The organism is Pseudomonas marvdashtae, assembly GCF_014268655.2.
Taxonomy (GTDB): Bacteria; Pseudomonadota; Gammaproteobacteria; order Pseudomonadales; family Pseudomonadaceae; genus Aquipseudomonas; species Aquipseudomonas marvdashtae.
In genome coordinates this window covers 3904778-3927756 of record NZ_JABWQX020000001.1, presented here as the reverse complement: position 1 = coordinate 3927756, position 22979 = coordinate 3904778, and the positions used below count along the sequence as shown (strand labels likewise).

The window sequence follows — 22979 nt, the reverse complement described above, 5'->3', positions numbered from 1 at the left end:
AGATTTTTGTAAATCCCATCCAAATTCGGATATTCGCAATGAAAACTGGTAAAGAACTGAAACCCGGGACCGTGATCCGTCTCGAAAACGATCCTTGGCTGGTTCAGAAAGCTGAGTTCACCAAGTCGGGTCGTAACAGCGCGATCATGAAGACTAAGCTGAAGAACCTGCTGACCGGTTACAAGACCGAGATCGTCTACAGCGCCGACGACAAACTGGACGATGTGATCCTCGACCGCAAAGAAGCGACCCTGTCCTTCATCAGCGGCGACACCTACACATTCATGGACACCACTGACTACACCATGTACGAGCTGAACGCCGAAGACATCGAAAGCGTTCTGCCGTTCATCGAAGAAGGCATGACTGACGTCTGCGAAGCCGTGTTCTTCGAAGAGCGCCTGGTTTCCGTAGAACTGCCGACCACCATCGTGCGTCAGGTTGACTACACCGAAGGCTCCGCTCGCGGTGACACTTCCGGCAAGGTGATGAAGCCTGCCAAACTGAAGAACGGTACCGAGCTGTCGGTTGCTGACTTCATCGAAATCGGCGACATGATCGAGATCGATACCCGCGAAGGCGGTTCCTACAAAGGCCGCGCTAAGTAAGCGAAGTCTTTTGTACGAAAAAGCCCGACCATTGAGTCGGGCTTTTTTATTTCTGCTTTCCACCTGCTTCCTGTTACTTCAGGTGCTGCTTGAGCTCCTGGGATGCCTGCAACATCGCCGAACGCACCGCTGGCACCTGGCTCACCACGTTGAGCAAACCATAGTCGTGAATCATGCCGTTGTAGCGCACGGCTGTGACCGGCACGCCGGCCGCGTCCAGTTTGCGGGCGTAGGCTTCGCCTTCGTCGCGCAGCACGTCAGCTTCGGCGGTCTGTACCAGCGCCGGCGGCAGGCCCTTGAGCTGCGCGGTGGTGGCTCGCAGCGGTGAGGCATAGATCTCGTTACGCTGGCCGGCGTCGGTGGTGTAGTTGTCCCAGAACCACTTCATCATGTTCTTGCTGAGGAAGTGCCCTTCGGCGAACTGGTTGTAGGACGCCGTCTCGAAGTTGGCGTCGGTCACCGGCCACAACAGGGCCTGGAAGCGAATCGCTGGCGTGCCCTTGTCCTTGGCCATCAGGGCCACGACTGCCGCCATGTTGCCGCCGACGCTGTTACCCGCTACAGCCAGGCGCTTGCCATCGACGTTGATTTCCTTGCCGTGCTCAGCCACCCATTTGGTTGCGGCGTAGGCTTGGTTGATCGCCACCGGGTAATGCGCCTCGGGCGACGGCGTGTAGTTGACGAATACCGCGACGGCACCCGAACCCGCCACCAGGTCCCGAACCAGCCGTTCGTGGGTCGGGAAATCCCCCAAGACCCAGCCACCGCCGTGGAAGAACATGAACACCGGCAGCTCACCCTTGACCCCGGCCGGACGAACAATCGTCAGGCTGATCGGCTGGCCATCGACCTGGATGGTTTTCTCGCTGACGTCGGCCTTGGGCAGGGTCAATTTGACCCCGGCCTGGGCGCCGACCAGTACGGCGCGGGCGTCCTTGGGCGACAGTTGTTCCAATGGCTTGCCGGTCCCGGCATTCAGCGCATCGAGAAACGCCTGGGTGTTGTGTTCGACGATGCCGTCGGCGAAGGCGCTGCTGACGCTCAGGGCGAGAAGGGTGCCGGTCAGGGCTTTGGTGATGGTGTTCATGTGAGTCTCCTTGAATTTCGGTCCGGGTTCGGGGTTAGACGGTGACGTGCAGGCGCACATCAACGTTGCCGCGGGTGGCGTTGGAGTACGGGCAAACCTGGTGCACCGCATCTACCTGTTTTGCGCTAAATGTTTGTGCGCTAAGCAGGTGTGAGAAGAATGTAATGCGCAAATAGTTTGTGCGCAAGATATATTTTCGAGGCAATTCCGAATGCACCACCTGGAAAGGCTCGGAGGCCTTGATCTAGAGCGGTTAAGGCAGGCTGTATTTTTTTTGAAGGCGGTGTTTGAGCAGGCGGATCATGAATCCGGGAAGGAAGGTGCAGGCGCCTCCGCAAGCATGCTCGCTCTGCGGAGGGCTGGTGTGCCTTTGATCAGAGGCTGTCTTGCAGATGCCCGCGCAGTTCTTGCAGGTCACGTTGCAGCTTTTTCAATTGCTCCAGCGTCTGGCCACTGGCGGCGAGGATGCATTGCGGAATATCCAGGGCCTTCTTCTGCAGGGCGCGACCTTGTTCGGTGAGTTCGACGATGACCACGCGCTCATCCTCGCGGCTACGGGTGCGGCTCAACAGGCCTTCGGCCTCCAGGCGCTTGAGCAGCGGCGTCAGCGAGCCCGGGTCGGTGAGCAGGCGGTTGCTGATTTCACCGACGGTCAAACCATCTTTTTCCCACAACACCATCATGGCCAAATATTGCGGGTAGGTCAGGCCCAGCGCCTGGAGCAGCGGCTTATAGACCTTGGTCATCAACAGTGACGTTGAATGCAGCGCGAAACAAACCTGATTATCCAATAACAGGGCTTCGCAAGGGTCGGGAGTGTCGCGTTGGGTGTTCATGGCGGAAACCTTTCATCAATGATGCTATGAATCTAGCGGACGAACCTTTAATGCACCAGATAATTCTGATGTCCTGCTCAGGCGTTTCATTTCCTCGTTAACGCCAACTGCGTAGGATAGGCGCCCTGATAAACGGGGGGAGTCGTCTGTGATTGAGGTCGTGCAATATTTGCTGTTGGGCGCCGCGCTGGGCACGTTGGGGGGATTGTTCGGAATCGGCGGTGGACTGATCGCCATTCCGGTGCTGGGCGTATGGTTTGGCCTGGACCAGCAGATTGCCCAAGGCACGGCATTGGTGATGGTGGTTCCCAATGTGATGCTGGCGCTGTGGCGTTACCACCAACGCAATCGCATTGAGTTGCGCCATGTGTTGCCGTTGGCGTCCATGGGGTTCTGTTTCGCGTGGCTCGGCTCTATCTGGGCTGTAGGCATTGACGCAGAGAGCATGCGGATTGGCTTCGTGGTGTTCCTGATTGTTCTGGCGGCCTACAACCTTATCCGAATGTTCGCCGCGACGGCGCCGGCTTCGGCACAGATGCGTCATGGCTGGCCATGGCTCGGTGTGCTAGGAGCAGCGTCGGGGACAATGGGCGGGCTGTTCGGCGTTGGCGGGGCCGTTGTCGCCACGCCGATTCTTACCAGCGTATTCGGTACAAGCCAAGTGGTCGCCCAAGGCCTGTCCCTGTCTCTGGCGCTGCCGAGCACGGGCGTGACGCTCGCCACCTATGCGTTTCACCATGAGGTGGACTGGTGGATCGGGCTGCCGCTGGCGGTCGGCGGGTTGATGAGCATCAGTTGGGGCGTCAAGGTCGCCCACGCCTTGCCAGAGCGATTGCTGCGTGGGCTGTTCTGCGGTTTCCTGGTGCTGTGCGCGGTGTTGCTCGTCTTTAAAGTTTGAAACCTTCGACGATGTGCTCGGCCAGGCATTCAGTGATTGGCGACGGGTTGTGCAGGTTGCGGATCAGCATGATGCTGGCTTCGGGCAGCTCCGGCAGGTTCTCGGCCTCGCCGAGCACGCGCATGTCAGGTGTCAGCAGGCTTTCCAATTGTGCGGTGATCGCCAGGCCCGCGCCGACCACCGCCATGAGCGCTGAAAGGCTCGAGCTGTTGTACGCCACGCGATAATCGCGGCCCATGGCATCCAGCGCATTGCAGGCCCATTGTCGACAGAAACAATCACTGTTGAACATCGCCAGCGGCAGCGGTGTTTGTTCATGGACGTTGAAACAGGCGGCTTCGGCCCAGACAAAACGCTCCTTGCGCAGCAACTGGCCAATTTCATCGCCTGGCTTGCGGGTGACGATGGACAGGTCCAGGTCCTGGCGCAGCAACAACTGCTTGGACGACTCGCAGTGCACCTCGATTTCGATCAGCGGATAAAACTGGGCGAAGCGCTGCAGGATTCCCGGCAGGAAGCGCATCACATAATCGTCCGGCGTGCCGATGCGCACGGTACCGACCATGTGCGGTTCGCGCAGGGTATTGAACACTTCGCTGTGCAGCTTGAGGATCCGCCGGGCATAACCCAACAAGACCTGGCCTTCAGCGGTGAGCTTGACCTGCCGTCCGTCGCGCTCGAACAGGCGGCGCTGCAACACGTCTTCCTCGAGGCGCTTCATCTGCATGCTGACGGCGGACTGCGTGCGGTTGACCAGCTCGCCGGCGCGGGTAAAGCCGCCCTGGTCGGCGATGGCGACGAAGGTACGCAGCACTTCCGTATCGATGCTCGGGTAACTCGACAATTGATCAATCTCCGAGATGTATTGCATAAGAAACATTCGTTGGATTGATCTTAGCCTCGGCGCGAGACTAGAGCCATACCCAACGGAGGACATCACGATGAAAGGTCAAAAAGGTTATCTACTGATCGATAAATTCTCATCCCAGGGTTTTTCGCTCGGCGCGCTGTTGCACAAGTTTAGCCGCTGGTACGAATTGCACCACGAGCGCGAATTGCTGGCTTCGATGAGCGACGAGGCGCTCAAGGACATCGGCATCAGCCGTGCAGATGTGGAAAAGGAAGTGGTTCGGCCATTCTGGGATGACCCGATGCACAAATGAGCCATCCTTCCCTACACAAACCGCTCAATGGTGAGGTAGGTTGCGAGCAGACAAGGAGATCTCCATGCCCGCGACTCTGTCCTTTACCCTCAAACAGGCCCGGCGCCTGGCGTTGGCCGCCCAAGGATTCAATGGGCGGTTACCGCCAGCTTCGGTGCAAGCCTCCCACGTCAATCGCTTGATTGGACGTCTTGGCGTGCTGCAAATCGATTCAGTCAATGCACTGGTGCGCTCGCATTACCTCCCGCTGTTCTCACGTCTCGGTCCCTACCAACGCGTTTTGCTCGACCAGGCCGCCTGGAGCCAGGGACGCCGCCGCACGCTATTTGAATACTGGGGCCACGAAGCGTCGCTGCTGCCGATGTCGATGTACCCGCTGATGCGCTGGCGCATGGATCGGGCGGCCCGTGGCGAAGGTGTTTATCAGCAGCTGGCGCGTTTCGGCCAGGAGCGCCAGGACGTGATTCGCCGGGTGCTGCAGTCGGTTCGTGAACAAGGTGCGATTGGCGCGGGGAGCTTGTCCACGCGCCAGGAAAAGGCTGGTCCCTGGTGGGATTGGAGCGCCGAGAAACACGCGTTGGAGTGGCTGTTTGCGGCCGGCGAAGTGACAGTGGCGGGGCGGCGTGGCTTCGAGCGGCTGTATGACTTGCCGGAGCGGGTGCTGCCGGACTCGATTTTGCAGTTGCCGCAGCCGGACGAAGCCCAGGCCCAACGCGCTTTGCTCCTGCACGCGGTGGATGCCCTGGGCATCGGCACCGAAAAAGATCTGCGCGACTACTTCCGCCTCGGTCCGGCCGAGAGCCGTGCGCGGCTGGCCGAACTGGAAGAGACCGGTGAGCTGGTGCGCTGCCAAGTCCAGGAATGGAAGCAGCCGGCCTGGTGTCGACCGACTGCGACAGTTCCTCGCAAAGTGGCAGCCAGTGCGCTGCTCTCGCCGTTCGATTCGTTGGTCTGGGAGCGCAGTCGCACCGAGCGCTTGTTCGACTTCCGTTATCGCCTGGAAATCTACACGCCGGAGCACAAGCGAGTGTATGGCTATTACGTACTGCCGTTCCTGCACAACGAGCGGATCGCGGCTCGGCTGGACCTGCGGGCGGAGCGGGCCCTGAGTCGCCTGGCGGTGCATGCCGTGCACGAGCAAGAGCCTGGGCTGGACGAAGAGGGCATGCAGGCGCTGGCGCTGAATTTGCGGCGCATGGCCGATTGGTTGGGGTTGGAGCGGGTCCAGCTCAACTGCCGGCGGGACGGGGGCGTTCGATTGGCCAGAGCCTTGACGCAGGTCGGCAGCGCTTGAGTGGGCGCTATCGCGAATGTGCTCGCGATAGCGGTTTGATAGGCAATGAAGCGCCTAGCGCTTGACCTGCTTCAACGTCTCGGCGATCAGGAAGGCCAACTCCAGCGACTGGTCGGCGTTCATCCGTGGATCGCAGTGGGTGTGGTAGCGGTCCGACAGGCCGTCCTCGGTGATCGGTCGCGCGCCACCGATGCATTCGGTGACGTTCTGCCCCGTCATCTCGATATGAATGCCGCCGGCATAGGTGCCTTCGGCTTCATGGACCTGGAAGAACTGCTTCACTTCGCCAAGAATCTGCGCGAAATCCCGGGTCTTGTAGCCGCTGCTGGCCTTGATGGTGTTGCCGTGCATCGGGTCGGAGCTCCACAGCACTTGCTTGCCCTCACGCTGCACGGCGCGCAACAGCGGTGGCAGGTGCTCACCCACCTTGTTGGCGCCCATCCGCGCGATGAGGTTCAACCGACCGGGGTCATTGTCCGGGTTGAGCACATCGATCAGGCGGATCAGGTCGTCAGGGTTCATGCTTGGGCCGACCTTGACGCCGATCGGGTTGTTCACCCCGCGCAGGAATTCGACGTGGGCACCGTCCAATTGGCGGGTACGGTCGCCGATCCACAACATATGGGCCGAGCAGTCGTAATAGTCATTGGTCAGGCTGTCACGGCGCACGAAGGCTTCTTCGTAATTCAGCAGCAGCGCTTCGTGGGCGGTGAAGAAACTGGTTTCGCGCAATTGCGGCGAACTGTCCATGCCGCAGGCGCGCATGAACGCCAGGGTTTCATCGATGCGGTCGGCCAGGTGGCTGTATTTTTCCGCCAGGGCCGAGTTGGCGATGAAGTCCAGGTTCCATTTGTGCACCTGGTGCAGATCGGCAAAACCGCCTTGGGCAAAGGCCCGCAGCAGGTTCAAGGTGGCGGTGGACTGGTGGTAGGACTGCAGCAACCGCTCCGGGTCCGGTACGCGGCTTTTTTCGTCGAAACCGATACCGTTGACGATGTCGCCCCGGTAGGCCGGCAGGGTCACGCCATCGATGGTTTCATCGTTGGCTGAGCGCGGCTTGGCGAATTGCCCGGCCATGCGCCCGACCTTGACCACCGGACAGCCGGCGGCAAACGTCATGACGATCGCCATCTGCAAGAGCACCTTGAAGGTGTCGCGGATCTTCGCCGCCGAGAACTCGGCAAAGCTTTCGGCGCAGTCGCCGCCTTGCAGCAGGAACGCCCGGCCCTGGGTCACCTCGGCGAACTGACGGCGCAACTCCCGGGCTTCACCGGCAAACACCAGTGGCGGATAACTGGCCAGGGTCTGCTCCACCTGCAACAGGTGCGCGGCGTCGGGGTAGCGGGGTTGTTGCTGGATCGGCAGGGCGCGCCAGCTGTCAGGGCTCCAGGGTTGGCTCATCATGATCTCTAGGTGATTTACGCTCGGACGGCCATGTTATCAGCAAATTAGTGCGTGACCTGTTCCGGTTGCTTCGCCGACAATCGCGCCTTTGCCCCGTATGCGTGGGTTCAAGCCGGCCCGGCAACCACAGGAGATGAAATGACAGAGGAGCGCGTCGAGCATTTGCTCGCCGAGGTGCATGACCAGTTCGGCATGATTCGCGTGTTCGAGGTGGCCGACTACCGGTTTCTCGAATTTGGCGACGCCATCGAGCAGAGCTGCGTGTTCACGGCCGATCCGAGCTGGCTCGAATATGACTACACCCGCGCCATGCTCATCGGTGCGTTGTGTCACGAGCGGCCGGAGAGTGCGCTGTTCCTGGGCTTGGGCGCCGGTACGCTGACCCAGGCGTGCCTCAAGTTCCTGCCATTGGAGGACGTCGAGGCCATCGAGCTGCGGCCCGATGTGCCGCGCCTGGCTATCGAATACCTGGGGCTGGACGACGATCCGCGATTGTACATTCGCGTTGGCGATGCCTTGGAATTGCTTGAAACGGCGGAGTCGGCGGACCTGATTTTCGTCGACCTTTATACCGATGTCGGTCCCGGTGTCGGGCATCTGGCGTGGGGTTTCCTGGAAAACTGTCAAAAACGCCTCAATCCGGGCGGCTGGCTGGTGATCAACCAATGGGCCACCGACGATGGCAAGCCCCTGGGCGCGGCGCTGTTGCGCGGCCTGTACCATCGGCACTATTGGGAGTTGCCGGTGAAGGAGGGCAACGTGATCCTGATCGTGCCGGCGGATCTCGATCAGGAACTGGATAGGGACGCACTGATATCCCGAGCCGAAGGGCTGGCGCCGCGATTGGGCTATTCGTTGCAGTCGTTGATCAAGGCCATTCGCCCGGCGACGTGATCAGCGAAGCCAAACCCTTATGACGAGTGAGTTCCCCTGTGGCGAGGGAGCTTGCTCCCGCTGGGTCGCGAAGCGGCCCCCTTCGATTTCAGATATCAACCCAAGCGTCTGCTTCGCAGCCGAGCGGGAGCAAGCTCCCTCGCCACAAGGGCGAAGCCGTCTGGAGGTGAACCGTTTTAGCTGGCGGCCCAAGGCCTTTTGGCAGAGAGCCCCATAACGGGGTTTGCCGATAAAAAAAGCTCCCTTTTTGGGCAAATTCCGGTATAGTGCGCGCCGGCCTTTAGCCGGGCCGCGTCAAGGTAGCGCAATTCTCCGAAGTCAGCTTCGGTTGCATGTCCGCACAACGGATGCTTCCAAGACGTTCTTTATTCATTCATTCGTTTTCGCAAATCCCCGCCGACAAAGCAGCCAGGGCGACTCTTGAGTCTCAACACGGCATGCGCAGCTTTGGAGCATGGGTCTTTGCGGATGCACTTAGAGGCAGACCCATGACCCAGGAAACCGGCGGCTTCGCCGCTTTTAATCTCAACCCGAACATTCTTGCAGCCGTCATTGCGACCGGCTACGAAGAACCTTCGGCGATTCAGCAGCAATCGATCCCGATCATCATGGCCGGCCACGACATGATTGGCCAGGCGCAAACCGGTACGGGTAAAACCGCTGCGTTCGCCCTGCCGATCCTGCATCGCATCGATCCTGCCAAGCGCGAGCCGCAAGCCCTGATCCTGGCGCCAACCCGTGAGTTGGCGCTGCAAGTAGCAACCGCTTTCGAAACCTACTCCAAGCAAATGCCTGGCGTTACCGTTGTGGCCGTTTACGGCGGCGCCCCGATGGGCCCACAACTGAAAGCCATCCGTAATGGCGCGCAGATCGTTGTCGCCACCCCGGGTCGCCTGTGCGACCACCTGCGTCGTGATGAAAAAGTCCTGGCTACCGTGAACCACCTGGTTCTCGACGAAGCCGACGAAATGCTCAAGCTGGGCTTCATGGATGACCTGGAAGTCATCTTCAAGTCCCTGCCGGCAACTCGCCAGACCGTATTGTTCTCGGCCACCCTGCCGCAATCGATCCGTGCCATTGCCGAGCGCCACCTGCGCGATCCGCAACACGTCAAGATCCAGACCAAGACCCAGACCGTCACCGCGATCGAACAGGCTCACCTGCTGGTTCACGCTGACCAGAAGACTTCCGCCGTTCTCAGCTTGCTGGAAGTGGAAGACTTCGACGCCCTGATCATGTTCGTGCGCACCAAGCAAGCGACCCTGGACCTGGCCAGCGCCCTGGAAGCCAAAGGCTACAAAGCCGCTGCGCTGAACGGCGACATTGCCCAGAACCAGCGTGAGCGCGTGATCGACTCCCTCAAGGATGGCCGCCTGGACATCGTTGTGGCGACCGACGTTGCTGCCCGTGGCCTGGACGTTCCGCGCATCACCCACGTGTTCAACGTGGACATGCCGTACGATCCGGAATCCTACGTGCACCGTATCGGCCGTACCGGCCGTGCGGGTCGCGAAGGCCGTGCGCTGCTGCTGGTCACCCCGCGTGAACGCCGCATGCTGCAAGTGATCGAGCGTGTCACCGGGCAGAAGGTGGCTGAAGTTCGCCTGCCGGACGCCCAGGCCGTTCTCGATGCCCGCATCAAGAAACTGACCAACAGCCTGTCGCCACTGGTGGCTGACGCCGAGTCGACCCACGGTGATCTGCTCGATCGCCTGACCGCCGACATCGGTTGCACTCCACGTGCCCTGGCCGCTGCGCTGCTGCGCAAGGCCACCAACGGTCAGGCGCTGACCCTGGCCGCGATCGAGAAGGAACGTCCGCTGGTGCCGAACAACGCACCGCGTGGCGATCGTCCAGAGCGTACCGGTGATCGTCCCGACCGTGGTGATCGCGAGCGTCGCGCGCCGATCCCGCTGGCCGAAGGTCGTGCGCGCTGCCGCACCGCGCTGGGTGCTCGTGACGGCATTGCCGCCAAGAATCTGCTGGGCGCCATTCTCAACGAAGGTGGCCTGGCCCGCGAAGCCATCGGTCGCATCCAGGTGCGTGACAGCTTCAGCCTGGTGGAATTGCCGGAAGATGGCTTGGAGAAGTTGTTGACCAAGCTCAAGGACACTCGTGTGGCCGGCAAGCAGCTCAAACTGCGCCGTTACCGCGAGGATTGATCAGCCTGCGGGTTGATTGATCGAGCATAAAAATCCCCGACTGGTTCGGGGATTTTTTTGCCTGTCGTTTGGTGTTCCTTCAGGGTTATTGGTCAATCGAACCGATAAATGTCCATCCCCAGCGCTCCCATCGTGAATCCCTCATGGGCGACGTTGAACTTTCCACCGGCCCCCCGGGCAAAATACAGCGGCAGCAAGTGTTCGTCGCTGGGGTGGCTGCGTACTGCGTTGGGCGCTTGGCGACGGTAGTCGTGCAGCGCCGGCTCGTCGTCGACCGCCAGTTGTTCGACCACCCAATCGCGGAAGGCCTTGGCCCACGGCTCGACGCTGTCAGGACCGGCGTTCCAGTCCAGGTCGCGCAGGTTATGCGTGATGCTCCCGGAGCCGATCAGCAGGATGCCTTCCTGGCGCAGGCTCGCCAGGGCCTGGCCAACCTGCGTCTGTAACATCGGACCTTGGCGGCTGGGCAGGGAAATCTGTATCACCGGAATATCTGCCGCGGGGTACATCAAGGAGAGCGGCACCCAGACGCCGTGATCGAATGGCCGCGCCGAGTCGAGACGCGCCGGCAAGTGCGCGGTAACCAGCAGATCGGCGACGCGCGCAGCCAGTTCCGGGTCTCCGGGCGCGGGATATTGCACCGCGTACAAGGCTGGCGCAAACCCACCGAAATCATGCCAGGTGCGCGGCTGCGGGTTGGCGTTCACCAACAGTTCATCGCTTTCCCAATGCGCCGAGACAATCACAATCGCTTTGGGCCTGGGCAGTTGCGCCGCCAGGCGAGCCAATGCCGGGCCGCTTTCACCGGGTTCCAGGGCAAGCATGGGTGAGCCATGGGAGATAAACAGGCTGGGCAGCATGGACGAGCTCCTGAGCGTTAAGATATGCCATCTTCGGTCAGGTCGATGTCCCAGATCTAATATAAGTTTTAACCTGTATTGATCGATATTTTGGAGCGATACCATGGAGCCGGAGTTTTGGCATAAGCGTTGGGCTGCGAACCAGATCGGTTTTCACCTGCCGCAAGTGAACCCTTATCTGCAGCGTTTCTGGCCGCAACTGGGATTGCCCCAGGGAACTCGAGTGCTGGTGCCTCTTTGCGGCAAGACCCTGGATTTGCTGTGGTTGGCGCAACAAGGGTGCTCGGTGCTGGGCGTGGAGCTTTCGGAAAAAGCCGTCAGCGATTTTTTCCTCGAGCAGCAGCTTGAACCGAGCGTGACTGAAGAGGGCGCGTTCAAGGTGTTTCGAACCGCAGACATTGAAATTCGCTGTGGGGATTTCTTTGCGTTGACGGCGGCGGATGTGGCGGATTGCGCGACGCTGTATGACCGCGCTGCGTTGATCGCCTTGCCTGCGCCGATGCGCGAGCGGTACGTGGCCCATCTGCAGGGCATCTTGCCGGACTGCGTCGGGCTGTTGATTACGCTCGATTACAACCAGGACGAAATGCCTGGACCGCCGTTCTCCGTTGGGCATGACGAGGTACAGCGGTTGCTGGGTGCAGCTTGGCAATTGGAGATCTTGCAGGAACAGGATGTGCTGGGAGAGAGCTGGAAGTTCTTGCAGGCGGGAGTGAAACGTCTGGAGGAGCGGGTGTATCTCATATCCCGTCTCTGATGAGGACCTTTGCTCGCAACGCCTGACCAGCAGCAAAAAAAAGCCCGCATCGCTGCGGGCTTTCGTTTGAGGCTCTGGCTGTCAGCCGCGGCGACGCAGCGCGTCGATACGTTCTTCCAGCGGCGGGTGGCTCATGAACATGCGAGCCAGGCCCTGCTTGACGCCACCGTTGATGCCAAAGGCATTCAGGGTATCGGGCATGTGCACCGGCAGGCCTTGCTCGGCGCGCAGGCGCTGCAGGGCGCCAATCATGGCGCTGGTGCCTGCCAGGCGTGCACCGGCGTCGTCGGCGCGGAATTCGCGTTTGCGCGAGAACCACATGACGATGGCGCTGGCGAGGATGCCCAGGACCAGCTCGGCGAAGATGGTCGCCACGTAGTAGGCGATACCCTGGCCTTCTTCGTTCTTGAAGATCACTTTGTCGACGAAGTTGCCGATGATACGGGCGAAGAACATCACGAAGGTGTTCACCACGCCCTGGATCAGCGCGAGGGTCACCATGTCGCCGTTGGCAACGTGGCCGATCTCGTGGGCCAGCACGGCCTTGACTTCATCGGGCGAGAACCGCTCGAGCAGGCCCTGGCTGACGGCGACCAGTGCGTCGTTCTTGTTCCAGCCGGTGGCGAAGGCGTTGGCCTCGTAGGCTGGGAAGATCCCGACTTCCGGCATCTTGATCCCGGCTTCACGGGACAGCTGCTCGACGGTTTGCAGCAGCCATTGTTCGTGGCGAGTGCGCGGCTGGCTGATGATCTGGGTGCTGGTGCTCATCTTCGCCATCCACTTGGAGATGAACAGCGAGAACAGGGAACCGGCGAAACCGAACACCGCACAGAAGATCAGCAGCTGATTGAGGTTGAGATCAACCCCGTTGGCCGCCATGAACCCGTTGAAGCCGAAAAGGCTCAGGGTGATGCTGGCAATCAGCACGACCGCCAGGTTAGTGGCCAAGAACAGCAGGATGCGCATCATGGTGGTGGAAATCTCCTCATGCTAAAGATGTAGCGTTATGCGGGGTATATAAGGTGCTGCCTCAGGCTATTCAACTCGCCTACTATTTCAAACTGTGTCCTACAGGCGTCCTAAATGTTTGAAAGACTTTTCCGAAAGTGACTGCGGAAAAAGGAATGCGGCGCCGCTGCCCTGTGAACGTTGGCCCTGGCCGAACATCCGTTCTGCAGCTCTCAGTGTAGAAGGGCTGCCGAAGCTGGCGGAACGGATATGTTGCTGAATCAAACAGCGTGCGAGCGAGGCCGCTCGCACGCGCTCCGGGTTACTGGCGGTAGGACTTGAGGAAGTTGCCGATGCGGCCAATGGCCTGGTCCAGGTCATCGACCCGCGGCAGCGTCACGACGCGGAAATGATCCGGCCATGGCCAGTTGAACGCCGTACCCTGAACGACCAGCAGCTTCTCGGACAGCAGCAGGTCGAGGACGAACTTTTCATCGTTATGGATCGGACAGACCTTCGGGTCGATCCGCGGGAACGCATACAAGGCGCCCATTGGCTTGACGCAGCTGACGCCAGGAATGTCGTTGAGCAATTCCCAGGTGCGATTGCGCTGTTCCAGCAACCTGCCCTGGGGCAGGACGAGGTCGTTGATGCTCTGGTAGCCACCCAGCGCCGTCTGGATCGCGTGCTGGCTCGGCACGTTGGCGCACAAGCGCATGTTGGCCAGCATGTCGATGCCTTCGATGTAGCTCTGGGCGTGATGCTTGGGACCGGAGATGGCGATCCAGCCGGAGCGGAAGCCGGCGACGCGATAGGACTTGGACAAGCCGTTGAAGGTCAGGCACAACAGGTCCGGCGCCAGGGAGGCGGTGCACACGTGCACGGCGTCGTCGTACAGGATCTTGTCGTAGATCTCGTCGGAGAACACCACCAGGTTGTGCTGGCGGGCCAGTTCGAGCATACCCAGCAGCACCTCTCGGGAATACACGGCGCCGGTTGGGTTGTTCGGGTTGATGATCACCAGCGCCTTGGTGTTTGGCGTGATCTTGGCCTTGATGTCCGCCAGGTCAGGGAACCAGTTCGCCTGCTCGTCGCACAGGTAATGCACCGGGTTACCGCCGGACAGGCTCACGGCGGCGGTCCACAACGGGTAGTCCGGAGCGGGCACCAGCACTTCGTCGCCGTTGTTGAGCAGGGCCTGCATGGACATGACGATCAGCTCGGATACGCCGTTGCCCAGGTAGATATCCTCGATGCCGATGCCTTCGACCTGCTTTTGCTGGTAGTACTGCATCACCGCCTTGCGCGCGCTGAACAAGCCCTTGGAATCGCTGTAGCCCTGGGCGGTCGGCAGGTTGCGGATGACGTCCTGGAGGATCTCATCGGGCGCTTCGAAACCAAAGGGCGCCGGGTTGCCGATGTTCAGCTTGAGGATGCGGTGGCCTTCCTCTTCCAGGCGCTTGGCGTGCTTGAGCACCGGGCCGCGAATGTCGTAGCAGACGTTGGCGAGCTTGTTCGATTTGCTGACCTGCATGGCGATGTGTTCCCGAAAATGAACGATCCAGGCGGCGTATGAACTACCGTACTGGGGATCCTGCGTCTGTGCCCAGGCCTGACGCGATAGATGCGCCACAATCCGTTTGAATGCGCATGGCGTGACTGCCAGACTGGCATCTGACGAGGCGCAATCATACGTGCCGCCCGATCTGCGGAAAAGCGTCGGATCGGGCTTTTTCAATTGCCGAGGTAGGACGATGGAAAAGTTGGAAAAAACCCTTGAAGAATGGCGTGCGATGCTCGACCCGGAGCAGTACAACGTCTGCCGGTTGAAAGGCACCGAGCGGCCGTTCTCCGGTAAATACAACGACACCAAGATCGACGGTGTGTACCACTGCATTTGCTGCAAGGAACCGCTGTTCGATTCGCAGACCAAGTTTGATTCCGGCTGCGGCTGGCCGAGCTTTTACGCGCCGCTCGAAGGCAGCGCAGTGGTGGAGGTGCGCGATGTCAGCCACGGCATGATCCGCACCGAAGTGGTCTGCGCCAAGTGCGATGCGCACCTGGGCCACGTCTTTCCGGATGGTCCGCCGCCGACCGGCCTGCGTTACTGCATCAACTCGGTGTGCCTGGATCTCGTGCCACGCGAGTAAAAATGGCTCAATCCTTCGCCATGAGGTCATTGGCAGGGATTGGAGCAATTAAATTGCACACAATTTAATTGCTCGCTATCTTCCTGCTTCCCACTTCTATCTGGAGCCACCCCATGACCGACAACCTGTTGAGCATCCCTTGCACGACCATCAAGGGCGAACAAAAGACCCTTGCCGATTTCGCCGGCAAGGCGGTACTGGTGGTCAATACCGCCAGCCAGTGCGGCTTCACCCCGCAGTACAAGGGCCTTGAGACGTTGTGGCAGTCCTACAAGGACCAAGGGCTGGTGGTGCTGGGCTTTCCTTGCAACCAATTCGGCAAGCAGGAACCAGGTAATGAGGGGGCGATTTCCGAATTTTGCGAGCTCAACTTCGGCGTTAGTTTCCCGCTGTTCAAGAAGGTCGAAGTCAACGGTGCCAACGCCCATCCGCTGTTCGTCCAGCTCAAGCAGCGGGCGCCGGGTCTGCTGGGGTCCAAGGGTATCAAGTGGAATTTCACCAAGTTCCTGATTGGCAAGGACGGTCAGGTGGTCAAGCGCTTTGCCCCAACCACCAAGCCCCAGGACCTTACCGCTGAGATCGAAGCCCTGCTCAAATGAACCCGCTGCCAGTCGATTCGCTGAAGCTCGACAACCAGTTGTGCTTCAAACTGTACGCCGCATCGCGGGCAGTGATCCGAAGCTACAAGCCGATGCTTGACCAACTCGGCCTGACCTACCCGCAGTACCTGGCGATGCTGGTGCTGTGGGAATGGCAGGACCACCCGCCGGAGCAACCGACGGTCAAGGCGTTGGGGGAACGTTTGCTGCTCGATTCCGGTACGCTGACGCCGCTGCTCAAGCGTTTGGAGCAGTTGAAGCTGGTCCAGCGCCAGCGCTCGGCCCGTGATGAACGGGAGATGCATCTGAGCCTGGCGGAAGGCGCAAAGGCCCTGCGCGAGCGGGTCGGTCCGCTCAAGGCCCGTCTGCTGTGCGACAGCGGGATCGACCTGGCTCGCGCGGGTGAGCTGCGCGAGGGCCTGGATCATCTGCTGGCGCAGATCAAAGCGCTGACGTAGTGGGCACCCACTGATCCAGCAGTGCCGCCAACTCTTCGCGACGGAACGGCTTGGACAAATAATCGCTCATGCCCGCGGCCCGGCAGCGCTCGCGTTCTTCAGGCATCGCATTGGCGGTCAGGGCGACAATCGGCAGGTTCGGCCAGCGCCCGCTGCGGCGAATCTGCCGGCTGGCTTCGTAGCCGTCCATGACCGGCATGTTGCAGTCCATCAACACCAGGTCGAAGTCCTGCTGTTCGAGCTGGTCCAGGCCTTCGGCGCCGTGGGCCGCGACGACCACTTCGCACCCCAGCTTCACCAGCATGCCCTTCGCCACCAGCTGGTTGACGGGGTTGTCTTCCACCAAAAGCACTCGTCCACGCCGGGAGAGGGCCTGTGCCTCGATTTGTGCGTCATTGATCGTGGTCGCCTCGCTTTGCAGGGAGCGGCGCAGAATCTGATAAAGCGCATGGCGCGCCAAAGGCCGGGCCTGCTGCAGCAAGGGGGCGAGGGCGGCCGCTTCTTCGCTGGGCATGAAGCTGCCGTAGGCGGTGACCAGCAGGATAGGGGCGTCGAAGGTGGGCCGCAGGTTGAACAGGCATTCCGGGCAGTCGGTGATCAGAATGTCCGGATTGAGGCCGAGCAGCCCGTCATCCACCGTGCGCTGTACATAATCCAAGCCCCAGCCGGGCAATAGCATGCCCAACAATTCGGCCAAGCCGCTGCTGGCGGTAGTAATCGCGACGACATTGCCACGCAACGATTCGACGGGAGTCGCAGGGATGTGGCAGGGCAGCGGCAGCTCGGCGCAGAACCGGCTGCCGAAGCCTGTCTCGGAACTGATCGTCAACCGGCCCTGCATGGCTTCGCAGAGGTTGTAGGTCAGTGCCAGTCCCAGCCCGGTGCCGCCAAATTGACGGGTAATGCCTGCTCCGGCCTGAGTGAACGGCTGCAGGATGCGAGCCTGGGCTTCCTGCGGAATGCCGATACCCGTGTCGCAGATTTCAATCCGCACGCCACCTTCGTAATGGCTCAAGCGCACATCCACCCGGCCGAACCGAGTGAACTTCAACGCGTTGGACAGCAGGTTGCTGACGATCTGGCGGACGCGGGTCGGGTCACCCAGTACTTGCGCGGGGAACTGCGGTTCGATCAGGCACGCCAGCTCGACGCTCGGGGCGGCATTTTGGGAAAGCAGGTTGGCCGTGTCTTCGACCAGGGCGCCCAGGTCGAACGGGATGCGCTCGAGCTCCAATTGGCCTGCGTCGAATTTGGACAGGTCGAGGATGTCGTTGAGCAATTCCACCAGTACCTTGCCCGAGTCATGGGCAATCGACAGCTGTTGCTGTTGTTCGGCCGTGAGTGGGCCGTCCAGGGACAGGGCAATCATCCCCAGCAGGCCGTTGAGTGGCGTGCGGATCTCGTGGCTCATGTTGGCCAGGAACGCCGAGCGCGCGTCGGCCATGTCCAGGGCGGTACGCCGGGCAACCTCCAGTTCCTCGTTGGACTGGCTGAGGCGGGCATTGATGGCCTTGAGTTCGGCGGTGCGCGCCGAAACAATGGTTTCCAGTTGCGCCAGGTAGTCGGTGAGGCGGTTTTCAGCCGTGCGCCGCTGCTGGATTTCGGTGGAGATGTTTTCGAACTGCTGGTTGGCGACTGAAACCAGTACGCCGATCTCGTCGTACTGGTGGCCGGAAGGGCACTCCAGCGGACTCTGTTCGCTGCTGCTGGGGTCGCGGCTGCTCAGCTCGCGGATGACCCGCACCAGCGGCTTGGTCAGCATGACGTAGAACAGAGCCAGCAACAGCCCGGTCAGGATCAGGCTGCGGGCGAAACCATTGAGCAAGGTGATTTCGGCCCGGCGCAGGAAGCGACCGCCGAACGAATAGGTGTCGACGTCAAGTCGCAACACACCCAGGGACTCGCTGGGCAAATGACTCAAGTACAGCCGGTCCTCGAACTGGCGTTGGGCGCCGAACAGAAAGTCGCTGATGAACCGGTAGCTGCTTTGCAACTCGGGGCGTTTGACGCTTGCCAGTACGGTGTTGGTGTTATCGATCAGTTCGGCGCCGATGATGGCCGGCGAGCGCAACAGGCCCAGGGCCAGCTCCTGGGCGAGTTCGGCATCGATGTTATAGGCAATGCGCGAGGCCGGGTTGTGGCTGATTTCCAGCAACGAGAGGATTTCCCGGTTGATCGACGCGTCTTCGCTGGCATAATCGATGCCGATCTGCACCAGGCTTAGCAAGGTGCCCAGCACGAAACCCACCAGGACGGTCAGTCGGGCCTGCTTGTACGACAGCCGTTGGGTGAACCTGATGTCCATTGAATGGTGAACCACTTACGTTTCCCTTCGCCGGTCAAGCATAGCTGATCATCTCTGAATGTCGGTGTGGCCGGTGTGTAGTGTTTGAACAGACCCGCCATTGGCGTCGTCGTTTCGTCGCTGAAGCGTCATCATTACCGTGAACTTGTCCGAGGAGAAGACGTGGACGCCCGATTGAATGCTTTTCTTGAGCGCGCCGATGCGGTGCTGGCCCGTATCGAGCCCCTGTTGCCCGCTCCACGACCCGCCATCGACTGGTCCCGGACTTTGGCTGCCCGCTGGCAACGCGACGGGCGTAGCGGTTTCCTGCTGCCGCTTGAAGTCAGTCTCGATATTCGTTTGTCGGACCTGATCGGCGTGGATCGCCAGGTGGAGCAGTTGGGCCGCAACACCCAACAGTTCATCGATGGCATGCCGGCCAACCATGCGTTGCTCTGGGGTTCGCGTGGCACCGGCAAATCGTCGCTGGTGCGCGCCTTGCTGGCCGAACATGCCGGGCATGGCCTGCGCTTGATCGAGATCGAGCGCGATCACCTGGCCGATCTGCCCCGGGTGGTCGAGCAGGTGGCGAAACTGCCGCAGCGCTTCGTGTTGTTCTGCGATGACCTGTCGTTCGAATCCGGCGAGGGCGAATACCGCGTGCTCAAGAGCGTGCTTGACGGTTCCCTCGAGCAGGCACCGGACAACGTCCTGTTGTATGCCACTTCGAACCGCCGCCATCTGGTGCCTGAAAAGGAAAGCGACAACGAGAACTGGACGCGGGTCGACGGCGAGCTTCACCCCAGCGAAGCCGTGGAAGACAAGATCGCTTTGTCCGACCGTTTCGGGCTGTGGTTGTCGTTCTATCCGTTTACCCAGGAACATTTTCTCGACGTGGTGGAGCATTGGATCGGTGTGCTGGCCGCGAAGGCCGGGCTGGCCTGGCAACGTGACGAAGCGCTGGATATACAGGCGGTGCGCTGGGCGACCGGACGCGGCAACCGCAACGGGCGTTGCGCCTATCAGTTTGCCCGCTATTGGGTGGGCCTCAAGCTTCTGGAGCACAAGGCATGATCGATTTGACGAGCACCGGGGAAGGCCTCGAAGGCTACGGGCTGTTATCGGCACAATTGCAATCGCTGCTGGCGGATGAGCGCGATTTCATTGCCAATGCCGCGCAATTCTCGGCGTTCCTGTTCAGTCAGTTGGACGATCTGAATTGGGCTGGTTTTTACCTCAATCGTAATGACGAATTGGTGCTGGGCCCGTTCCAGGGCCAGATTGCCTGCGTGCGGATCCCGTTTGGCCGTGGCGTGTGCGGTACTGCCGCGGCGACCCGCCAGACCCAGCGCGTGGACGATGTCCATGCATTCGCCGGGCACATCGCCTGCGACAGCGCATCGAACAGCGAATTGGTGGTGCCGCTGGTCAAGGACGGGCGCCTGATCGGCGTGCTGGACCTGGACAGTCCGAAACTGGCGCGCTTTACCGAGCATGACCAGGCCGGCATTGAACAATTGGCCGCGATATTCCTGCGCTTGACCGATTGCTGATCACGCTTTCAATCCTGCCTTGGCCAACAGATTGTCCGGGTCGATTTCATCGATCTGGCGCGGGTCGAGAAATGCCTCGGCGTAGTGCAGGTAGATCCGCTCGTCGATGAACAGCCCGAACAGCTCGGGATCGATATGGGCATCGCGGCACATCGTGGCCATGATGCCCAAGGCTTCACTCAGCTTCTTGGCTTTCTTGTAGGGCCGATCGGCTGCCGTCAGCGCTTCGAAAATATCGGCGATGGCCATCATTCGAGCCGGCAGGCTCATCTGCTCGCGCTTGAGTCGCTTGGGATAGCCGGTGCCGTCCATCTTCTCGTGGTGCCCCCCGGCGATTTCCGCGACATTTTCCAGGTGGCTGGGGAAGGGCAACTGGCTGAGCATCAGGATCGTCTGGACCATGTGATGGTTGATCACGTAGCGCTCCTCGCGAGTCAGCGTGCCGCGGGTAATGCTGAGGTTATAGAGTTCGCCGCGGTTGTATTTCCAGGTCGGCACATCGAGTTGGAAACCCCACGGATTGTCGGCTGGAATCAGCTCGGCCGGATGCCGTTCGAACAGATGTTCGGGCTTGTCCGCCAGCAGCGGTTCAGCGACGGGCAGCGTCGGCGCCGGCACGCGGGCCTGGCGCCGATTTTCCTCCCAGGACACGCCCAGGTGATCATCCAGGGTTCGGGTCCAGGTGCGTTTGGCGATGCGTTGCAGGCGTTGCAAGTCGGTGTCCGCCATGGCTTCGGAGCCCAGGTTGCAGCGTGCAACGAAGGCGAAGTCATCATCGATGGCGGCTAGCGCGGTGTCACGTCGTTGGGCCAGGAGCGCCGCTTCGCCACCGGTTGCCAGGGCCTGCCAATAGTCGACCCAGGCGTCGCGCTTGAGGACTTCGAAGCGGGTGCGAATTTCGTGGATACGATCGTTCAAGGTTTCCAGCTTGGTGGCTTTGTCCACCACGTACTCGGGCGTGGTGACCTTGCCACAGTCATGCAACCAGGCTGCGATGTGCAGCGCCTCCCATTCATCTTCCGTCGGCTTGTAGCCTTCGAACGCAGGTGCCTGGCTGGCGGCAGCCGCCTGGGCGAGCATGAGCGTCAGGGCCGGTACTCGCTGGCAATGGCCGCCGGTGTAGGGGCTTTTGGCATCGATCGCACCGGCGAGCAATTGGATGAACGAGTCCAGCAATTGCTTTTGCCTGGCTTGCAGGCGCTGGCTTTCGATGCTCACCGTTGCGGTGCCCGAGACCGCCTGCAAGAAAGCGATGCGGTCTGGCTGGAGCTTTTCCAGGTCGGCTTCGGTGCCGGTGTCAGTGATCAATAGCACTAACGCGCCGACGGTTTCCTGATGACGGTTGCACAGGCGTATGCCGATCAAGTGCACGCGGGGGGCGTCCAGTGCCAACAGGACACTACGCAAATCGGCGGCCTGCTCGAAGCCCAAGGACGACACCAGGGTTTGCGTGGCGCCCAGTTCCCGGAACCACTGCGGGCTGTCCGAGGCGTCCAGTGCATAACCTTGTAGCGCGAAGGCCTGGAGATCCCGAGGCGTTCCGTTGATGACCAGTCCGTACGGCTTGATCTGCTCGCCGTCGTTTTCGCGCAGGTAGATCAGGCCGGCCTGGGCCTGGGCGATTTTCACAGTCTCGAACAGCATCCGCTCCAGCAGTGGGGCGAAACGGGTTTCGGCGCGCAGGCTGGCGGTGATCTCGAAAAAACTCGCCAGGGTTTCTTTCATGCGGGCCATCGAAACGCCCAGTTGATCCACCTCCAGCACAGGGGAGCGACGGGACACCGGGTAACTGAAATTAAAGCTGCGGATGGCGTCGGCTTCCCTTACCAACCCACGCAACGGCTTGACCAGAATTCGCGATGTCAGCCAGCCCAAAGGCAGGCACAACAGCAAGGTGGCAAGGGTAATCAGCGCGCCTTGCCAGCGCAGGCGATAGGCATCGGCCAGCAACTCGTCCTCCGGCACCAGCAGAGCCAGTTGCAGCCCCTCTGGCCCACCCTCCTGAATGTGGCTGCGGGAGACAATCCACTGGCGCCCGGCCGCCTCCAGGCGTGGCATGTCACTGTCATTGTCGAGGGCGGCGGCGATGGCCGGGTGCAAGTCACGCGCCTTGATCAGATGGGCCGACTGGCTGTCAGTGACCAGTCGCTCGCTGTCGGGGTAGCCCACGGCGTTGCCTTGAGGGTCGATCAGGGCGATCTCGGTGCCGGTCGTTACCTTGTGCTTGGCCAGCGTCTGGGACAACGCGGCCAGGGTCAGGTCAGCGCCGATGACTGCTCGCTCGCCGCTGCGTCGGGCGAGGGTCGTGCCGATATTACGGCTGGAAAAAAACACGTAGGGTTCGGTGGTGATCTGCTCCGTGGTGTCCATTGCGCTGCGAAACCAGCCCCGGCTGCGCGGATCGTAGTCTTCACCGAGGTGATCCTGGCGGCCGATCAATGTCAATGCCTGATCATAGAACGCCGACTGGGAGTGAACCGAACCTGCGTCGTCTGCGCGCTCGACGGTCCACACCTCGTAGAGCGCGTCGGCCGGAGCCTTCAGGGCGTTTTTAGAGGCTTCGGTGCGTAAAGATCGAACCATCAGGAAATTGCCATCGCGATCGCCCAGATAGAGCGATGCCAGGTTCGGATTGTCCCGCAGAGCCTGGCTGAAAGGGCCGAGCAGGGCCAGTCGTTGCGACATCTGGGGCATGCGTGTTGCTGGATAATCGGCCAGCAGGCCGAGCAAATGGCGGATCGGCTCGTAAGTGTCGTACAGGTCCAGGCGCACCGTCTGTTCGATTCGATTGAACAGCTTTTCACTGCTGGACAGGATGATCTGGGTGGTCTGTCGATAATTGAAGACGCCCAATACCACGCCGGTCAGCAGCAGGAGCAGCGTGAACATCACGCTGATATGGACGTGCAGGGGAAACCTGCGTTTTTCCGGACGCGGTGCGCTGGGCATTTCCGTCACTCCAAGTGTTGGGGGAGATCGCCCCCTGCTACGCACTGCTGAGCGAACAGCATAGTAAACACTGGG

Annotated in this window: 21 protein-coding genes and 1 pseudogene; 12 read left to right on the top strand and 10 right to left on the bottom strand. The window is 60.8% G+C overall.

The window, feature by feature from the left end; translation table 11 throughout:
- Positions 1-38: 38 nt before the first annotated feature.
- Positions 39-608, top strand: a complete 570-nt coding sequence (locus HU742_RS17620; RefSeq protein WP_003199385.1) for an elongation factor P — start codon at positions 39-41, stop codon at positions 606-608.
- A gap of 73 nt (positions 609-681) precedes the next feature.
- Here the strand turns inward: HU742_RS17620 and HU742_RS17615 are convergent, their stop codons facing one another.
- From HU742_RS17615 to HU742_RS17605, 3 genes and pseudogenes are all read right to left on the bottom strand, one after another.
- Positions 682-1695 (bottom strand): alpha/beta hydrolase, encoded by a 1014-nt coding sequence (locus HU742_RS17615; protein ID WP_186636874.1) that lies wholly within the window; start codon positions 1693-1695, stop codon positions 682-684.
- A gap of 34 nt (positions 1696-1729) precedes the next feature.
- A pseudogene (locus tag HU742_RS17610) lies at positions 1730-1810 on the bottom strand (organic hydroperoxide resistance protein); the annotation flags it as partial.
- Between the two features lie 259 nt (positions 1811-2069).
- Complete coding sequence (locus HU742_RS17605; protein ID WP_186636872.1) at positions 2070-2531, bottom strand: MarR family winged helix-turn-helix transcriptional regulator; 462 nt, start codon at positions 2529-2531, stop codon at positions 2070-2072.
- Positions 2532-2679: 148 nt separating this feature from the next.
- On the opposite strand from HU742_RS17605, the gene HU742_RS17600 reads away from it, so the two are divergent.
- On the top strand, positions 2680-3429 hold the full coding sequence (locus HU742_RS17600; RefSeq protein WP_186636871.1) for a TSUP family transporter: 750 nt from the start codon (positions 2680-2682) through the stop codon (positions 3427-3429).
- On the opposite strand, the gene HU742_RS17595 is transcribed toward HU742_RS17600, so the two are convergent.
- Entirely contained in the window at positions 3419-4273 is an 855-nt protein-coding gene (locus tag HU742_RS17595) for a LysR substrate-binding domain-containing protein (RefSeq protein ID WP_030141879.1), read from the bottom strand. The genes HU742_RS17600 and HU742_RS17595 overlap by 11 nt on opposite strands.
- A gap of 97 nt (positions 4274-4370) precedes the next feature.
- Between HU742_RS17595 and HU742_RS17590 the strand changes: the two genes are divergently transcribed.
- Together HU742_RS17590 and HU742_RS17585 are read left to right on the top strand one after the other, a co-directional pair.
- On the top strand, positions 4371-4592 hold the full coding sequence (locus HU742_RS17590) for a DUF1127 domain-containing protein (protein ID WP_186643112.1): 222 nt from the start codon (positions 4371-4373) through the stop codon (positions 4590-4592).
- A gap of 64 nt (positions 4593-4656) precedes the next feature.
- Entirely contained in the window at positions 4657-5886 is a 1230-nt protein-coding gene (locus tag HU742_RS17585) for a winged helix-turn-helix domain-containing protein (protein WP_186643113.1), read from the top strand.
- Positions 5887-5940: 54 nt separating this feature from the next.
- Here the strand turns inward: HU742_RS17585 and HU742_RS17580 are convergent, their stop codons facing one another.
- On the bottom strand, positions 5941-7287 hold the full coding sequence (locus HU742_RS17580) for a class II 3-deoxy-7-phosphoheptulonate synthase (protein WP_186610547.1): 1347 nt from the start codon (positions 7285-7287) through the stop codon (positions 5941-5943).
- Positions 7288-7428: 141 nt separating this feature from the next.
- Here HU742_RS17580 and HU742_RS17575 point away from each other — a divergent pair, with 141 nt between their 5' ends.
- On the top strand, positions 7429-8184 hold the full coding sequence (locus tag HU742_RS17575) for a spermidine synthase (protein WP_186643114.1): 756 nt from the start codon (positions 7429-7431) through the stop codon (positions 8182-8184).
- A gap of 488 nt (positions 8185-8672) precedes the next feature.
- Positions 8673-10346, top strand: coding sequence for a DEAD/DEAH box helicase (locus HU742_RS17570; protein ID WP_186636863.1), 1674 nt, complete (start codon positions 8673-8675; stop codon positions 10344-10346).
- 92 nt (positions 10347-10438) lie between these two features.
- On the opposite strand, the gene HU742_RS17565 is transcribed toward HU742_RS17570, so the two are convergent.
- The gene (locus HU742_RS17565; RefSeq protein WP_186643115.1) at positions 10439-11206 is read right to left on the bottom strand and encodes a DODA-type extradiol aromatic ring-opening family dioxygenase; all 768 of its coding nucleotides are present in this window, start codon (positions 11204-11206) and stop codon (positions 10439-10441) included.
- Between the two features lie 103 nt (positions 11207-11309).
- On the opposite strand from HU742_RS17565, the gene HU742_RS17560 reads away from it, so the two are divergent.
- A complete protein-coding gene (locus tag HU742_RS17560) occupies positions 11310-11963 on the top strand; it encodes a thiopurine S-methyltransferase (protein ID WP_186643116.1) in 654 nt (217 codons plus the stop codon).
- An 81-nt stretch (positions 11964-12044) separates the two neighbouring features.
- Here HU742_RS17560 and htpX read toward each other — a convergent pair whose 3' ends face one another.
- A complete protein-coding gene (gene htpX, locus HU742_RS17555) occupies positions 12045-12932 on the bottom strand; it encodes a protease HtpX (protein WP_186636836.1) in 888 nt (295 codons plus the stop codon).
- Positions 12933-13233: 301 nt separating this feature from the next.
- Positions 13234-14445, bottom strand: a complete 1212-nt coding sequence (locus HU742_RS17550; RefSeq protein ID WP_018603142.1) for a pyridoxal phosphate-dependent aminotransferase — start codon at positions 14443-14445, stop codon at positions 13234-13236.
- Positions 14446-14665: 220 nt separating this feature from the next.
- On the opposite strand from HU742_RS17550, the gene msrB reads away from it, so the two are divergent.
- The 3 genes from msrB (at position 14666) to HU742_RS17535 (ending at position 16118) form a co-directional block, all read left to right on the top strand.
- Positions 14666-15061 (top strand): peptide-methionine (R)-S-oxide reductase MsrB, encoded by a 396-nt coding sequence (msrB, locus tag HU742_RS17545; RefSeq protein ID WP_186643117.1) that lies wholly within the window; start codon positions 14666-14668, stop codon positions 15059-15061.
- 113 nt (positions 15062-15174) lie between these two features.
- A complete protein-coding gene (locus HU742_RS17540) occupies positions 15175-15660 on the top strand; it encodes a glutathione peroxidase (protein WP_186609931.1) in 486 nt (161 codons plus the stop codon).
- On the top strand, positions 15657-16118 hold the full coding sequence (locus HU742_RS17535) for a MarR family winged helix-turn-helix transcriptional regulator (RefSeq protein ID WP_186643118.1): 462 nt from the start codon (positions 15657-15659) through the stop codon (positions 16116-16118). Before HU742_RS17540 ends, HU742_RS17535 begins: the two co-directional genes overlap by 4 nt.
- Here HU742_RS17535 and HU742_RS17530 read toward each other — a convergent pair.
- On the bottom strand, positions 16102-18423 hold the full coding sequence (locus HU742_RS17530) for a hybrid sensor histidine kinase/response regulator (RefSeq protein WP_186636822.1): 2322 nt from the start codon (positions 18421-18423) through the stop codon (positions 16102-16104). The two genes, HU742_RS17535 and HU742_RS17530, sit on opposite strands and share 17 nt — an antisense overlap.
- A 162-nt stretch (positions 18424-18585) precedes the next feature.
- On the opposite strand from HU742_RS17530, the gene HU742_RS17525 reads away from it, so the two are divergent.
- Both HU742_RS17525 and HU742_RS17520 read left to right on the top strand, forming a co-directional pair.
- On the top strand, positions 18586-19476 hold the full coding sequence (locus HU742_RS17525) for an ATP-binding protein (RefSeq protein WP_186643119.1): 891 nt from the start codon (positions 18586-18588) through the stop codon (positions 19474-19476).
- On the top strand, positions 19473-19955 hold the full coding sequence (locus HU742_RS17520; protein ID WP_186636816.1) for a GAF domain-containing protein: 483 nt from the start codon (positions 19473-19475) through the stop codon (positions 19953-19955). The genes HU742_RS17525 and HU742_RS17520 overlap by 4 nt, the downstream gene beginning before the upstream one ends.
- Here the strand turns inward: HU742_RS17520 and HU742_RS17515 are convergent, their stop codons facing one another.
- Positions 19956-22904, bottom strand: a complete 2949-nt coding sequence (locus tag HU742_RS17515) for an HD domain-containing phosphohydrolase (RefSeq protein WP_186643120.1) — start codon at positions 22902-22904, stop codon at positions 19956-19958.
- Between the last annotated feature and the right edge of the window lie 75 nt (positions 22905-22979).

Coding starts and splice junctions, on each gene's coding strand:
- htpX (WP_186636836.1), bottom strand. CDS start 12,932: ATGATGCGCATCCTGCTGTTCTTGGCCACTAACCTGGCGGTCGTGCTG.
- HU742_RS17520 (WP_186636816.1), top strand. CDS start 19,473: ATGATCGATTTGACGAGCACCGGGGAAGGCCTCGAAGGCTACGGGCTG.
- HU742_RS17515 (WP_186643120.1), bottom strand. CDS start 22,904: ATGCCCAGCGCACCGCGTCCGGAAAAACGCAGGTTTCCCCTGCACGTC.
- HU742_RS17605 (WP_186636872.1), bottom strand. CDS start 2,531: ATGAACACCCAACGCGACACTCCCGACCCTTGCGAAGCCCTGTTATTG.
- HU742_RS17550 (WP_018603142.1), bottom strand. CDS start 14,445: ATGCAGGTCAGCAAATCGAACAAGCTCGCCAACGTCTGCTACGACATT.
- HU742_RS17620 (WP_003199385.1), top strand. CDS start 39: ATGAAAACTGGTAAAGAACTGAAACCCGGGACCGTGATCCGTCTCGAA.
- HU742_RS17560 (WP_186643116.1), top strand. CDS start 11,310: ATGGAGCCGGAGTTTTGGCATAAGCGTTGGGCTGCGAACCAGATCGGT.
- HU742_RS17570 (WP_186636863.1), top strand. CDS start 8,673: ATGACCCAGGAAACCGGCGGCTTCGCCGCTTTTAATCTCAACCCGAAC.
- HU742_RS17540 (WP_186609931.1), top strand. CDS start 15,175: ATGACCGACAACCTGTTGAGCATCCCTTGCACGACCATCAAGGGCGAA.
- HU742_RS17535 (WP_186643118.1), top strand. CDS start 15,657: ATGAACCCGCTGCCAGTCGATTCGCTGAAGCTCGACAACCAGTTGTGC.
- HU742_RS17530 (WP_186636822.1), bottom strand. CDS start 18,423: ATGGACATCAGGTTCACCCAACGGCTGTCGTACAAGCAGGCCCGACTG.
- HU742_RS17615 (WP_186636874.1), bottom strand. CDS start 1,695: ATGAACACCATCACCAAAGCCCTGACCGGCACCCTTCTCGCCCTGAGC.
- HU742_RS17575 (WP_186643114.1), top strand. CDS start 7,429: ATGACAGAGGAGCGCGTCGAGCATTTGCTCGCCGAGGTGCATGACCAG.
- HU742_RS17580 (WP_186610547.1), bottom strand. CDS start 7,287: ATGAGCCAACCCTGGAGCCCTGACAGCTGGCGCGCCCTGCCGATCCAG.
- HU742_RS17590 (WP_186643112.1), top strand. CDS start 4,371: ATGAAAGGTCAAAAAGGTTATCTACTGATCGATAAATTCTCATCCCAG.
- HU742_RS17565 (WP_186643115.1), bottom strand. CDS start 11,206: ATGCTGCCCAGCCTGTTTATCTCCCATGGCTCACCCATGCTTGCCCTG.
- msrB (WP_186643117.1), top strand. CDS start 14,666: ATGGAAAAGTTGGAAAAAACCCTTGAAGAATGGCGTGCGATGCTCGAC.
- HU742_RS17585 (WP_186643113.1), top strand. CDS start 4,657: ATGCCCGCGACTCTGTCCTTTACCCTCAAACAGGCCCGGCGCCTGGCG.